We start from the raw sequence: 12,594 nt of genomic DNA, 5'->3' as shown, positions 1-12,594 counted from the left end.
GCCGCCCATCGCTGACGGGCCGGCGATCCGCCCCTGAAGGATTGCCGAGCACCAGGTCGCCCACTACAATGCGAACAATTATTACTTCCAATCGCGCATCTTGGCGCCGGAGTATCCACGGTGTCCAGCGCCCTTTCCTCCACGGTCGAAGGCCTCTATCACGCCCATCACAACTGGCTGACCGGCTGGTTGCGCCGCCGCCTTGGCTGCCCGCAGAGTGCCGCCGACCTGGCGCAGGATACTTACGTACGCCTGCTTCAAGCACGCGAGACACCGCAATTGATCGAACCCCGGGCGTTCCTGGCCACGGTCGCCAAGCGGGTGCTGTGCAATCACTTTCGGCGCCAGGAACTGGAACGCGCCTACCTCCTAGCCTTGGCCCAAGTGCCGGAAGACGTGGCACCGAGCGAAGAACAGAAAGCGATCATCTTCGAGACGCTGCTGGAGCTCGACCGCCTGCTGGATGGCCTGCCAGCGCTGGTCAAGCGTGCCTTCCTGCTGGCGCAGGTCGACGGCCTGGGCCAAGGCGAAATCGCGCGTGAGCTGAACGTGTCACTGGCCACGGTCAAACGCTACCTGAACAAGGCGGCCATGCGCTGTTACTTCGCCCTGTGAATACCCAGTTTTCTCCGCAGGTAGCCGAGCAGGCCGTGCATTGGTTGATCGAGTCCCAGGGGGATGATTTTGACCGGGCCCAGCAGTTGGCGCTGGAGCACTGGTTACAAGCCGACCACGAACACCAGCGCGCCTGGGCGCATATTCAGCAGGTCAATCAGCGGCTACGCGGGGTGGCTTCGCCCGTGGTGCATGCGACGCTGCAAGCGCCGCCATCGGCCGCTCGACGGCGTGCGCTCAAGGCCTTGCTGCTGCTCGGCGTGGCCAGTGCCACAGGGTTGGGGCTGCAGCAGCACAACCCGTTGCCAGGGCTAATGGCCGACTACCGCAGCCCGGTCGGCCAGCGTCGGCGGCTGAACCTGGAAGACGGCAGCCTGCTGCAACTCAATACCCGTAGCGCCGCCGATGTGCGCTTTGATGGGCACCAGCGGGTGGTGCGCCTGCTCGAAGGCGAACTGGCGCTGGAGGTGGCCAAGGATGCCCGGCCCTTGCTGCTGCGCACCGGCGAAGCTGCGCTGCAGTTGGACAGCGGCCGTTTCAACGTGCGCCAGTACGACGGGTTCAGCCTGGTGTCGGTGTTCAGTGGCGTCGCCACTGTGTCGGGTGAGGCCTTGCTGGCAGGGCAACAGGCCCGATTGGGGGGCAACGGCTGGCGGGCGGTCACAGCGCTGGACCGCAATGCCGGGGCCTGGGTCGACGGCATGCTGGTAGCGTCGCAGATGCGCCTGGGGGATTTCCTGGCCGAGCTCGGCCGCTACCTGCAGGGGCAACTGGGGTGCAGCGAGCGGGTTGCCGACCTGCGGATTTCCGGGTCTTACCCGCTGGATGACAGTGAGCGAATTCTGCAGATGCTGGAGGTGGCATTGCCGGTGCGGGTGCGACGGTTTACCCGGTACTGGGTGACGGTCGATAGCCTGACGTGAGGTCGCCGGGCCTACACGTACAGCGCCACCCTCGCAATCACTACAGCCGTGGGAGCGGGCTTGCCCCGCGAACACCGGCGAAGCCGGTGCCATGCACCGCGTATCCCCATTCGCGGGACAAGCCCGCTCCCACAGGGTCCTCACCAGGTCTGAGCCTGCGCAGTTACCTGTGGACGCTGGCTTGCCGGCCATAGGCTGCACAGCAGCCGCAGATTTTTTGCATTCACCTGAGCCATTTCCCAACGTTCGCGTGACAGACAAGGCAAACCCCTTCTCTCAGGACCTCACCCATGCCGTTGCGCCCCAGCCCCCTCGTCCACGCCCTGCTGCTCGCCACCACCCTCGGCCTCGCCAGCCCCGCGGCCCACGCCGAAGCGCGCACCTACCACATCGCCGCCGGCTCCCTTGAAGACGCCCTCAACCAGTTCGGTCGCGAGAGCGGCGCATTGATCTCGTTCGGCTCGCAACTGACCCAAGGCATGAACACCCCGGGCCTGGACGGCCAGTACGACGTGCGCCAGGGCCTCGACGCGCTGCTGCGCGGCAGTGGCCTGCAAGCCCGGCAAGAAACCGACAACGCCTTCAGCCTGCAGCCGCTGAGTGCCGCCAGCACCAGCGCCGCCGTCGAGCTGGGGGCTTCAACGGTGGTCGGCGACTGGTTGGCCGAAGCCCAGCAAGACAACGTCTTCGAACACCCCGGCGCCCGCGACGTCGTGCGCCGTGAAGCCTTCGAACGCAGCGGCGCCACCACCGCGCGCGAAGTGCTCAACCGCATCCCTGGGGTGAATGCGCCAGACAACAACGGCACCGGCAGCCACGACCTGGCACTGAACTTTGGTATCCGCGGCCTCAACCCACGCCTGGCGTCGCGCTCCACCGTGCTGATGGACGGCATCCCGGTGCCGTTCGCGCCGTATGGGCAGCCTCAGTTGTCCCTGGCGCCGATCAGCATGGGCAACATGGATGCCGTGGACGTGGTGCGCGGCGGCGGCGCGGTGCGCTATGGCCCGCAGAACGTCGGCGGCATCGTCAACTTCGTGACCCGTGCAATCCCTGAGGAGGCCACCTTCAAGGCCGCCATGCAAAACCAGATCAGCCCGTCCTCGAGCCACGACGGTTTCAAGAACAGCGCCAACCTGCTGGTCGGCGGCACCAATGCCAACGGCCTGGGCGGCGCCCTGCTCTACTCTGGCACCCGTGGCGGCGACTGGCGCGAGCACAGCGACACGCAGATCGATGACCTGATCCTCAAGGGCAAGCTGCAACTGGATGAGGCCAACAGCCTGCACGCCATGGCCCAATACTACGAAGGCGAAGCCGACATGCCCGGCGGCCTGAGCACCGCCGATTTCGATGCCGACCCGTACCAGTCGACGCGCCTGAAGGACAAGTTCTGGGGCCGTCGCACGCTGGTCAACGTCGGCTACGACTACAAGCAAGACGACCGCCAGTTCAGCGTCAACAGCTTCTTCACCAAAACCCTGCGCAGTGGCTACCTCGACCAGGGCAGCTTCGTTTCGCTGTCGCCGCGCGAATACTGGGTGCGCGGTATCGAAACCCGATTCTCCCAAGGCGTTGCGCTGGGTGACAGCTGGCACGAACTGGGCATCGGCTACCGCTATGTCAACGAAGCCGGCCACGAATTGCGCTTCCGCGAACCGGTCAACGGCGACCTTCCGACCACTGCCAGCCGCAACGACCGCGATACCCGCGGCAGCACCGAAGCCCACGCCATCTACCTGGACGACCGTATCGACATCGGCCGCTGGACCATCACCCCGGGCGTACGCTACGAGATGATCGACTCCGAACAGAGCAACACGCTCAATGGCCAGCGTTACCAGGGCAGCTACAACACCGCGTTGCCGGCGTTGAACGTGATGTACCACCTCACCGACAGCTGGAACCTGTATGCCAACACCGAGGGTTCGTTCGGCAGCGTGCAGTACAGCCAGATGCCCAACCGCGTCAGCAGCGGTGAAGTAAAACCCGAAAAAGCACGCACCTGGGAAGTCGGCACCCGCTACGACAATGGCGACGTGCAAGCGGAGATCGGCGCGTTTCTGATCAACTTCGACAACCAGTATGAAAGCAACCAGACCAACGATTCGGTGATTGCGCGCGGTGAGACCCGTCACCAAGGCATCGAGACCAGCATCCGCTATGCCCTCGACGGCCTGAGCCCGGCACTGGCCGGCTTCGACGTGCATGCCAGCTACGCATTCGTCGATGCCACCATTCGCGAAGACGGCCCGAACAAGGGCAATCAGGTGCCGTTCTCTTCACGGCACAAGGGCACCTTGGGCGTCGGCTACACCGAAGGCCCATGGCAGGTGGACCTGGATAGCAGCTTCCAGAGCAGCCAGTATGCCGACAACGCCAATACCGGCCAGGAAAGTGCCGATGGCAGCACCGGGCGTATCCCCGGCTACATGCTGGTCAGCACCCGCGCCGGGTATGACTTTGGCCCGCAGCTGTCGAACCTGAAGGTGGCGGTAGGCGTGAAGAACCTGTTCAACCGCGAGTACTACACGCGTTCGTTCGACGACAACAACAAGGGTAAGTATGTGGGTGAACCAAGGACCCTCTACGTGCAGACCTCGGTAGCCTTCTGACGAAACCCGGGGGTCGCTGCGCGGCCCTCGCCTTGCAGTTGCAACAAGAAATTTATTTTCAAAAAGGGCTTGAAATCATTCCGCCGTTGCCTGACCTTAGAGTCAAGAGGCGCAGAAATTCCAAGGGTCTCAAGGGCCTAGGCACGCCTCCATGCGAGCAAGCTGAATAAGGATTGAATCATGCAAATCCAGGTCAACAGCAGCAACCATATCGAAGGTAACGCCCGGCTCGACGAGTGGGTCCGCAGTACGCTGGAAAGCTCACTGGAACGTTACGAGGACGACCTCACCCGCATCGAGGTGCACCTGCGCGACGAGAACGGCGCCAAACCCGGACCGCATGACAAACGTTGCCAAATGGAGGCTCGCCCGAAAGGCCACCAACCGATTTCCGTGACCCACACCGCCACCTCGCTGGACCAGGCGGTCGATGGCGCCGCTACCAAGCTCAACCACGCGCTTGAACACTTCTACGGCAAGTTGCGCAGCAAGCGCGGCGTGCTGGAGCTAAGTGACCCCGACGCCTGAGGGTGGTAACAAAACGCCCGGCCTAGTGCCGGGCGTTTTCGTTTCTGTCGATCAACGGCGCTGAACCAACGCGCGCTCATGCCGGTCAACCCCTGCACTCAATCGCTGCAGAACGCATGACCATGAACAACCCCTTCGCACAGATCAGCGCCGCCTTCGCCCCCGAGTACCGGGTCAACCTGAGCATCGTCGACCTGGATGGCAGCATCATGCTCACCCTTGCCGACGACGCTGGCGTGGTCGCCAAGCGCCTGATCAGCCAGGCTCAGCGTAACGACCCGGTGCGCTTGCAGCGGGTCATCGACAGCATCCGCCTGGGCCTGGCCATCGAACTGAGCCAGAACCCGATGCAAGTGCTCGCCGCACTCACCCGCGATGCGCAGCATGCGCCGCGTCATTTCGTGGCCAACTGAGGGCTACTTGCCCTCGTCCACTTCCTTGCCATTGGCATCCAGCACCTTGGTCGAGGGGTAGCGGTACGACGCGTAGCGCACCACCAGGATCGAGAACGCCAGCAACAGGATGCCACCGCACAGGTACAACAGCCCCTCGTCCGGCGCCTTGTGGTGCGAGACATCGCCGATCAGCAAGCGCGTCAGCGCGGTGATCGCCACGTACAGCAAAAAGCGGATGGGCATGTGGTTGGTCTTGAAGTAGATCCCAACCATGGCCCCCAGCTCTAGGTAGATGAACAGCAGCAGGATGTCATCGACACTGACCCCGCCTTTGCCGAGCATGTCCAGGAAGGTCATCACCGCCGCGTAGGCGGTGATGGCGCCAATGCCGAATAGCGCCAGATAATGGAATGCCTCGACGCACAGGTTGCCCAGCGAGTCGGCCGAGCCGTGCAGGCCCTTGCGCAGCTTTTCAGCCCATTTGATGTTCACGATTGTCCCATTCCCCGATACGCCATGAAGGATGATGCGTCACCTGTGTGACGCTTGTGCCATGCAGTTAAAGGGCCAGGCCCTCGCCTTGGAAGGCGACCGATTGCCGCAAGGCACCTGTGGGCTACGCTTTTGCGGGAAGATTCTGGTTGCGCAACGATGCCCAATGCCATTACTGTATAAAGATACAGTAAAACGCAACCCAACCAGCAAAAAGGCATAGAGGTGATGAATGGCCGTCGAAGTGGTGTACCGCAGCAGCCGCGACCCGGAGCGCTTGTTCATGGATAAGGCCGAAGCAGATCGTCACGACAAGATGCTCGAACTGGCCGAGCGCCTGGCAGAAGTGCTGCACAAGGCGGTGCCATCGCTGACCGAGCAACAGGTCGAGGAAGCCGGTATCTACATGGCCAAGAACCGCGACGTGTTCGCCCGGGCGTTCAAGAGCCAGCCAGATGCGTTGGCAGAGTTGCTCGAAGGCCAAGCCCAGTAAGAGCAGCCTTGGGCTGCGATGAGGCCCTTGAAGTCGAACAATTAATGCTAGCCATACCGGCCCTTTCGCAGCACAAGGCTGCTCCTACAGGGGGAGCGTCAGGCTTAGCCGTAGAGCAGCCGCTCTGCCAGCATCTGCGCCACCCGCGCCGGCGAGCGCTTCTCTGCCTGGGCATGGCCAAACACTTCGGTGAGCCGCGTAGGAATGCGCGCCAGGTGCGCGGTGATGGTCCCCAGGTCTTCGCCCCGATGGGTCAACGCTACGTAGATCAGCCCACCGGCATTGATCACATAGTCGGGCGCATACAGTATCCCGCGCGATTCCAACTGGTCGGCAACCTGCAGGGTGGTCAGCTGGTTGTTCGCCGCCCCCGCCACCGCCGCACAGCGCAGCTGCATCACGCTCTGCCCGTTCAGCACAGGCCCTACGCCACACGGGGCGAAGATGTCGCAGGGGGTGCTGATCAAGGCATCGTTGGTCACCGGGTGGGCATTGAACTGCTCGACCGCCAACCGCACCCGCCCGGGGTCCAGGTCGCTCACCAACAGCTCTGCACCCGCCGCGTGCAGTTGCTCGGCCAAGGCATAGCCAACGTTGCCCAGCCCTTGTACGGCCACCCGCAAGCCTTCCAGGTTGTTACTGCCCAGCCGTGCTTTCGACGTGGCGCGGATGCCGGCGAACACGCCCATGGCGGCATGGGGCGAAGGGTCCCCCGAGGCTGTTGTGCTGGTCACATGCGGCGTGCTCTGCGCGATGCAGTCCATATCCACCGTGGAGGTACCGCTGTCCACAGCCGTGATGAAGCGCCCCTGCAAGGTATCGACGAAACGGCCGAATGCCTCGAACAGCGCAGCGCGGTTTTCCACATGGGGGTTGCGCATGATCACTGCCTTGCCGCCGCCCAAGGCCAAACCGGCCAGCGCGGCCTTGTAGCTCATGCCCTGGGCCAAGCGGATCGCGTCGACCATGGCGCTCTCGTCATCGGCGTAAGGCAGGTAGCGACAACCGCCCATGGCGGGGCCCAGCTGCTCGCTGTGGATCGCCACCACCGCTTTCAGCCCCGTTGGCGGGTCGATGAACAGGTGCAGCGATTGGGTACGGGTGCTTTGCATTAGCGCGAACATCGACGGGCTCCCCAGCGAGGTGCTCCTATCAGTATAGGCAGGCCCAAGTACGGGAAGCCTCGGTCAGACCACTGGACGAAACCGCGCGCCACAGCTAATAGTTAAACGTGTGTGGAGAAGCCCCATGAAGCCACGTCAAGCCTGCCTGGCCTGCCTGGAACGCGAGCCTGTCGCCCTGCTGGAAGCCGCATTGTGGATGGCCGCCGAGCACGACCGAAATGTCGAGCCCGCGAACAGCCTTGCCCTGCTGCACGACCTGCACCGCGAGATCAGCGCCAACCTGCCGATGCTGCCCCTGTGCGAACTGGCCCAGCCGCTGCTGCGCCAACTCAATGCACTGGGCTTTCAACAAGATGAATATCACCCATTGCGGCCGCACGCGGCGATGATGGACAAAGTGCTGCAGCGCCGCCGTGGCCAGCCATTGACCTTGGCCATCCTGGCCTTGGAGCTGGCTGGGCGCCTGTCGATCCCGCTAGAAGGCGTTGCATTTCCCGGCCACTTCCTGCTGCGCGTGCCCGGTGCCGACCACCTGCTCGACCCTTGCGGCGGCAGGCGCTTGTACCCCAGCGATTGCCGCGACCTGCTCGCCCGCCAGTTCGGCCCACACGTGCCGCTGAGTGCAGAGCACATGCGCACGGCCAGCCCACGGCAGATGCTGCAACGCCTGTCACGCAACCTGCGCCAATTGCACATCAGCAACGACAACCACCTGGCGGCGTTGATCGACGCCGAACGGGTGATGCAGCTGGGCCCGGTGCAGGTCAGCGACTACACCACCCGCGCATCGCTCTACCAGTTTCTGGATTGCCCGCAGGCCGAACGTTTCGACCTGGAGCATGCCCTGCTACTCACAGAAGACCCGGTCCAGCGCCTGAAGCTTTCCGAGCGGATCGGCAAACTCCCGACGGTGAACCGTTCGATTCACTGAGCCGGGGTATCCGGCTGCTGCGAAGGATGCGCCTGAATGAACGCCGGGTGCTGGGCCGCCAGGGCGGCGACCCGACGAATGCGCGGGTAACCGCCCAGGTCGATGTTGAACCGCTCGGCAGCGTACACCTGCGGCAGCAAGTAGACATCCGCCAAGCCCGGCGTGTCGCCAAAGCAGAAGCCCTGGTCGCCGATCAGTTGCTCGACCGCCGACAGCCCTTGGCCGATCCAGTGCGCGATCCACTGGTTGACCTGAGGCTCGTCCTGCCCTGCCTGGCGCAGCAGGTTAAGTACGCTGACGTTGTGCAATGGGTGGATATCGCAGCCGATGATCGCTGCCACACCGCGCACCTTGGCCCGCGCCTCGGCCGTGCCCGGCAGCAGCGCAGGGTGTGGATAAACCTCTTCCAGGTACTCGATGATCGCCGGTGACTGCACCAACAGCGCACCGCTGTCGGTGCGCAGGGCCGGTACACGGCCCTGCGGGTTCACGGCGACATAGTCCGCACCGCGCTGCTCGCCCTTGAGCAGGTTGACCGGCAAGGACTGGTAACCCAGCCCCTTCAGCGCCAGCGCGATGCGCACCCGGTAGGACGAGGTGGAACGGTAGTAGGTGTACAGCTCCATACCCCTGCCCCTCAGTTGGCTGCGATGACTTTGCCGCGGCATTCGCCGAAGCCGATGCTGGCCACACCATCACGCGTGCAACGGGCACGCAGGATGATTTCGTCGCCGTCTTCGAGGAACTTGCGCACCTCGCCGCTGGCCAGTTCCACCGGCTGCTTGCCACCCTCGGTGATCTCTAGCAGGCTGCCAAAAGAGCCTGGCGTTGCCCCCGACAGTGTGCCCGAACCGAACAGGTCGCCCGGTTGCAGCTGGCAACCGTTGACGCTGTGGTGGGCAACCATCTGCGCCACGGTCCAGTACATGCTGCGGGTGTTGCTCAGGGTCAGCCGGTGAGCCGCAATGCCTTGCTCGCGCATGCGCTCGGTCAGCAGCAGCACTTCCAGTTCGATATCGAACGCACCCTTGGCCTGGTCACGTGCATCCATCAGGTAGGACAGCGGCTGCGGATCGCCTTGCGGGCGCGCCGGCTGCGCAGTGCGGAACGGCTCCAGGGCCTCGGCGGTCACCACCCAGGGCGAAATGCTGGTAATGAAACTCTTGGACAAAAACGGCCCCAGTGGCTGGTATTCCCAGGCCTGGATATCACGCGCCGACCAGTCGTTGAGCAGGCAGAAGCCGGCGACGTGCTCGGCGGCATCACCCACCGGGATCGACTCGCCCATGTCGTTGCCCTGGCCAATCCAGATACCCAGCTCCAGCTCGTAGTCCAGGCGCGCGCAGGGCCCGAAGCTTGGCTCGGTGTGCCCGGCCGGCAGGGTTTGGCCTTTGGGTCGGCGCACATCGGTACCGGAGGGGCGAATGGTCGAAGCGCGACCGTGGTAACCGATCGGCACATGCTTGTAGTTGGGCAGCAGCGGGTTGTCCGGGCGGAACAGCTTGCCGACGTTCTTGGCGTGTTCGATGCCGACATAGAAGTCGGTGTAGTCCCCGATCTTCGCCGGCACATGCAGTTGGCAATCACTGGCTGGGTAAAGCGCGGTTTTCAGCGCCGACTGGTGTTCGCTGTGTTCGCCGAGCAGCGCTAGCAGGCGCTCACGCAGGGCGACACGGGCGCCACGACCGAGGGCGAAGAAGGCGTTCAGTGCACCACCGCGGGTAGCCTCCACCGCAGCCTTGGCCTCGCCGTCGAACAAACCCGCAGCGAGCACCGCTTCCAGGTCAAGGATGGCATCGCCGATGGCCACGCCGCAGCGCAGCGCTTCACCCGGCCGGCTGAAGATGCCCAACGGCAGGTTTTGCAGCGGGAAATCGCTGTGCCCGTTGGCATGCTCGACCCAGCTACGGGTAATGGCGGTCTGGTTCATGGGTTATCTCCGGTTCGGGTTGAATGTGCTCGGCAAGGTGGCCCAGCAACTATCGTAGTCGGCCTGCAATTGCGGGCATTCGAGCGCATGGCGGCTCGGGCGCAGCACTTGGCTGGTCTCGAACATGAAGGCCATGGTGTTGTCGATCTTGTGCGGCGCGAGGTCGGCGGCGATGGCCTTGTCGCAAGTCTCGGCGTCGGGGCCATGGGCGCTCATCACCCCGTGCAGCGAAGCGCCGCCCGGCAGGAAACCCTCGGCCTTGGCATCGTAGGCACCCTGGATCAGGCCCATGAATTCGTTCATCAGGTTGCGGTGGAACCATGGCGGACGGAAGGTGTTCTCGGCCACCATCCAGCGCGGCGGGAAGATCACGAAGTCCATGTTGGCCAGGCCATGCACGCTGGTGGGTGACGTCAGCACGGTGAAGATGGACGGGTCTGGGTGGTCGAAGCTCACCGTACCGATGGTGTTGAAGCGGCGCAGGTCGTATTTGTAGGGCACGTTGCTGCCATGCCAGGCGACCACGTCCAGCGGCGAATGCTGCAGCTCGCAGGCCCAGTGTTCGCCGAGGAACTTCTGCACCAGTTGCACCGGGCCCTCGGCTTCTTCGTAATGCGCCACCGGCGTGAGGAAGTCACGCGGGTTGGCCAGGCCGTTGCTGCCGATGGGCCCGAGGTCCGGAATGCGCAGCGGCGCGCCGTGGTTTTCAGCCAGGTAGCCACGCGCCTGGCCATCGAGCAGCTCGACGCGAAACTTCATGCCCCGTGGGATCACTGCGATTTCCAGCGGCTCGACGTCCATGACCCCAAGCTCGGTAGCGATGCGCAGGCGGCCCTGTTCCGGCACCAGCAGCAGTTCACCGTCGGCATTGAAGAACACCCGCTCCATGGAGCGGTTGGCACTGTAGATGTAGATGCTCACGCCCGCCGGTTTATCTGCGGGCGCGTTGGCCACCATCGGCACCCAGCCTTCGATGAAATCGGTGGGCTCGGCAGGGATGGGCTGCGGGTTCCAGCGCAGGCGGTTTGGGGTGACGGTGCCCAGCGGCCCACTCAGCGGCTGACGTGCCAGGCGCTCGAAGCGTGGGTGCAGTGCAGACGGGCGGATGCGGTACAGCCAGGTGCGGCGCAACTCACTGCGGGTCATGGTGAACGCCGTGCCCGAAAGCAGTTCGGCATACAAGCCGTAGGGGGCTTTCTGCGGCGAATTCTGCCCGACCGGCAATGCACCTGGCAGTGCTTCGCTGGCGAACTCGTTGCCGAAGCCGCTCAGGTAGTGAAGGTCGGGGGACGTGTCGCGGTTCATCGATGCCTCCGGGCTCTGGCAGAGCCGTTGCTGGCAGCTGGCTGCTGGGGTGGCAGCACGTCTGCATTGTTTTTATCGTAATCAGATTACGAATAACGTAATTTGCTACGGGCAAGGCGTCAAGCTATAAAGGCGCGACTCGACGAATCCGGATACCTATGCCCATGGCCAAAGCCAGCTCACCCACCGATAACGGCAAGCAGAAGGTCCGCTCGGCGGAAGTCGGCACCGATATCCTCAAGGCACTCGCCGAACTCTCCCCCTCCACGTCCCTGTCACGCCTGGCGGAGCATGTGCAGATGCCGGCCAGCAAGGTGCACCGCTACCTGCAGGCGCTCATTGCCAGCGGCTTTGCCGAACAGGATGCGGCCACCAACCACTATGGCCTGGGGCGTGAGGCGTTGCGCGTGGGGTTGGCGGCATTGGGCAGCATCGATGTGCTGAAGATTGCGGCGCTGCCGTTGTCGCAGCTGCGCGATGAACTGAACGAGAGCTGCTTCATTGCCGTTTGGGGCAATCAGGGCGCGACCGTGGTCAGCATCGAGCCTGCGGTGCGTGCGGTTACGGTGGTGACCCAGATCGGGTCGGTGCTGCCGCTGCTCAGTTCGTCCACCGGCCTGGTGTTCGCCGCCTACCTGCCGGCGCGCGAAACTGACGAGCTGCGCGACCGGGAGCTGGCAGCGCTGCAGCACAGCGCCAGCGATTATGCGGCCGTGCTGGAGGGCATCCGTGAACGTGGCCTGCACCATGTGCATGGCCTGTTGATGCCCGGTGTGGATGCGCTGTCAGCACCGGTATTCAACGCTCTGGGGCAGATCGCTGCGGTGATGACCGTGGTCGGCCCGACGTCGATTTTCCATGCCGACGAGCACGGGCCTGCGGCGCAGCGGTTGCTGGCTGCAGCGCGCGATACAAGCTGGCGGATGGGGTACGCGGCTGAAGGGTGAGCGGGATGGGCACTGTTGCCCGAAACGTAAAGGTGAATGTCGTAAGCGGCTATTTTTCCTACAGGATCAAGCGCTTATTCTTAACTCACTGGCCGGCATGAAGGGCACTACCCCCCCGCCCTTCAGGCCTGCGAGGTTCACCGACGTAGATTTTGAAGCTCCTTGATCTAACGTCTCGATTGGCCGCTGCGATTGCAGCGGCTTTTTTTTTGCCTGGTGTTTGTTAGGTGATAGCGTTAGGGCCGCCGGGGTATGGCGATAGATTTTTAGCGCCGATGAGATAGAGCGTCGCCCGC

At 63.7% G+C, this 12,594-nt stretch carries 14 protein-coding genes; 8 read left to right on the top strand and 6 right to left on the bottom strand.

Annotated elements, in window-relative coordinates; all coding sequences use genetic code 11:
- Positions 1 to 120: 120 nt before the first annotated feature.
- The 5 genes from GIB19_RS25180 to GIB19_RS25160 all read left to right on the top strand — a co-directional run bounded on the left by GIB19_RS25180 (position 121) and on the right by GIB19_RS25160 (position 5,094).
- On the top strand, positions 121 to 615 hold the full coding sequence (locus GIB19_RS25180; RefSeq protein ID WP_099430410.1) for a sigma-70 family RNA polymerase sigma factor: 495 nt from the start codon (positions 121 to 123) through the stop codon (positions 613 to 615).
- Entirely contained in the window at positions 612 to 1,538 is a 927-nt protein-coding gene (locus tag GIB19_RS25175; RefSeq protein WP_274888452.1) for a FecR domain-containing protein, read from the top strand. The genes GIB19_RS25180 and GIB19_RS25175 overlap by 4 nt, the downstream gene beginning before the upstream one ends.
- 290 nt (positions 1,539 to 1,828) lie before the next feature.
- Positions 1,829 to 4,153, top strand: coding sequence for a TonB-dependent Fe(3+) dicitrate receptor FecA (gene fecA, locus GIB19_RS25170; protein WP_274888451.1), 2,325 nt, complete (start codon positions 1,829 to 1,831; stop codon positions 4,151 to 4,153).
- A 180-nt stretch (positions 4,154 to 4,333) separates the two neighbouring features.
- Entirely contained in the window at positions 4,334 to 4,681 is a 348-nt protein-coding gene (locus GIB19_RS25165; RefSeq protein WP_027595269.1) for an HPF/RaiA family ribosome-associated protein, read from the top strand.
- A gap of 122 nt (positions 4,682 to 4,803) precedes the next feature.
- Positions 4,804 to 5,094, top strand: a complete 291-nt coding sequence (locus tag GIB19_RS25160) for a DUF3509 domain-containing protein (protein WP_027595268.1) — start codon at positions 4,804 to 4,806, stop codon at positions 5,092 to 5,094.
- A gap of 3 nt (positions 5,095 to 5,097) precedes the next feature.
- On the opposite strand, the gene GIB19_RS25155 is transcribed toward GIB19_RS25160, so the two are convergent.
- Entirely contained in the window at positions 5,098 to 5,568 is a 471-nt protein-coding gene (locus tag GIB19_RS25155) for a phosphate-starvation-inducible protein PsiE (protein WP_027595267.1), read from the bottom strand.
- Between the two features lie 232 nt (positions 5,569 to 5,800).
- Between GIB19_RS25155 and GIB19_RS25150 the strand changes: the two genes are divergently transcribed.
- A complete protein-coding gene (locus GIB19_RS25150; protein ID WP_027595266.1) occupies positions 5,801 to 6,061 on the top strand; it encodes a YebG family protein in 261 nt (86 codons plus the stop codon).
- Positions 6,062 to 6,165: 104 nt separating this feature from the next.
- Here GIB19_RS25150 and GIB19_RS25145 read toward each other — a convergent pair whose 3' ends face one another.
- Complete coding sequence (locus GIB19_RS25145; RefSeq protein WP_027595265.1) at positions 6,166 to 7,185, bottom strand: Glu/Leu/Phe/Val dehydrogenase family protein; 1,020 nt, start codon at positions 7,183 to 7,185, stop codon at positions 6,166 to 6,168.
- Between the two features lie 124 nt (positions 7,186 to 7,309).
- Between GIB19_RS25145 and GIB19_RS25140 the strand changes: the two genes are divergently transcribed.
- Positions 7,310 to 8,116, top strand: coding sequence for a SirB1 family protein (locus tag GIB19_RS25140; protein WP_099430414.1), 807 nt, complete (start codon positions 7,310 to 7,312; stop codon positions 8,114 to 8,116).
- Here the strand turns inward: GIB19_RS25140 and maiA are convergent.
- From maiA to hmgA, 3 genes are read right to left on the bottom strand one after another with little or no spacing between them, the layout of a single operon-like run.
- On the bottom strand, positions 8,110 to 8,742 hold the full coding sequence (gene maiA, locus GIB19_RS25135) for a maleylacetoacetate isomerase (protein ID WP_274888443.1): 633 nt from the start codon (positions 8,740 to 8,742) through the stop codon (positions 8,110 to 8,112). The genes GIB19_RS25140 and maiA overlap by 7 nt on opposite strands.
- 11 nt (positions 8,743 to 8,753) lie before the next feature.
- The gene (gene fahA, locus GIB19_RS25130; protein ID WP_265968523.1) at positions 8,754 to 10,046 is read right to left on the bottom strand and encodes a fumarylacetoacetase; all 1,293 of its coding nucleotides are present in this window, start codon (positions 10,044 to 10,046) and stop codon (positions 8,754 to 8,756) included.
- Positions 10,047 to 10,049: 3 nt separating this feature from the next.
- The gene (hmgA, locus tag GIB19_RS25125) at positions 10,050 to 11,351 is read right to left on the bottom strand and encodes a homogentisate 1,2-dioxygenase (protein WP_099430416.1); all 1,302 of its coding nucleotides are present in this window, start codon (positions 11,349 to 11,351) and stop codon (positions 10,050 to 10,052) included.
- 164 nt (positions 11,352 to 11,515) lie between these two features.
- On the opposite strand from hmgA, the gene GIB19_RS25120 reads away from it, so the two are divergent.
- Positions 11,516 to 12,298, top strand: a complete 783-nt coding sequence (locus GIB19_RS25120) for an IclR family transcriptional regulator (protein WP_027595260.1) — start codon at positions 11,516 to 11,518, stop codon at positions 12,296 to 12,298.
- Positions 12,299 to 12,364: 66 nt separating this feature from the next.
- On the opposite strand, the gene GIB19_RS25115 is transcribed toward GIB19_RS25120, so the two are convergent.
- Positions 12,365 to 12,594 (bottom strand): hypothetical protein (locus GIB19_RS25115; RefSeq protein WP_274888441.1); only part of this gene is annotated, 230 nt, incomplete at its 5' end.

Origin of the sequence: Pseudomonas sp. ITEM 17296, from assembly GCF_028895205.1 — a bacterium.
Lineage (GTDB): Bacteria > Pseudomonadota > Gammaproteobacteria > Pseudomonadales > Pseudomonadaceae > Aquipseudomonas > Aquipseudomonas kermanshahensis.
This window is presented reverse-complemented; position numbering and strand designations above follow the sequence as displayed.

Excerpts from the sequence above, each read along its gene's own strand:
- fecA (WP_274888451.1), top strand. The coding sequence starts at position 1,829 with ATGCCGTTGCGCCCCAGCCCCCTCGTCCACGCCCTGCTGCTCGCCACC.
- GIB19_RS25165 (WP_027595269.1), top strand. The coding sequence starts at position 4,334 with ATGCAAATCCAGGTCAACAGCAGCAACCATATCGAAGGTAACGCCCGG.
- GIB19_RS25160 (WP_027595268.1), top strand. The coding sequence starts at position 4,804 with ATGAACAACCCCTTCGCACAGATCAGCGCCGCCTTCGCCCCCGAGTAC.
- GIB19_RS25150 (WP_027595266.1), top strand. The coding sequence starts at position 5,801 with ATGGCCGTCGAAGTGGTGTACCGCAGCAGCCGCGACCCGGAGCGCTTG.
- GIB19_RS25145 (WP_027595265.1), bottom strand. The coding sequence starts at position 7,185 with ATGTTCGCGCTAATGCAAAGCACCCGTACCCAATCGCTGCACCTGTTC.
- GIB19_RS25140 (WP_099430414.1), top strand. The coding sequence starts at position 7,310 with ATGAAGCCACGTCAAGCCTGCCTGGCCTGCCTGGAACGCGAGCCTGTC.
- maiA (WP_274888443.1), bottom strand. The coding sequence starts at position 8,742 with ATGGAGCTGTACACCTACTACCGTTCCACCTCGTCCTACCGGGTGCGC.
- fahA (WP_265968523.1), bottom strand. The coding sequence starts at position 10,046 with ATGAACCAGACCGCCATTACCCGTAGCTGGGTCGAGCATGCCAACGGG.
- hmgA (WP_099430416.1), bottom strand. The coding sequence starts at position 11,351 with ATGAACCGCGACACGTCCCCCGACCTTCACTACCTGAGCGGCTTCGGC.
- GIB19_RS25120 (WP_027595260.1), top strand. The coding sequence starts at position 11,516 with ATGGCCAAAGCCAGCTCACCCACCGATAACGGCAAGCAGAAGGTCCGC.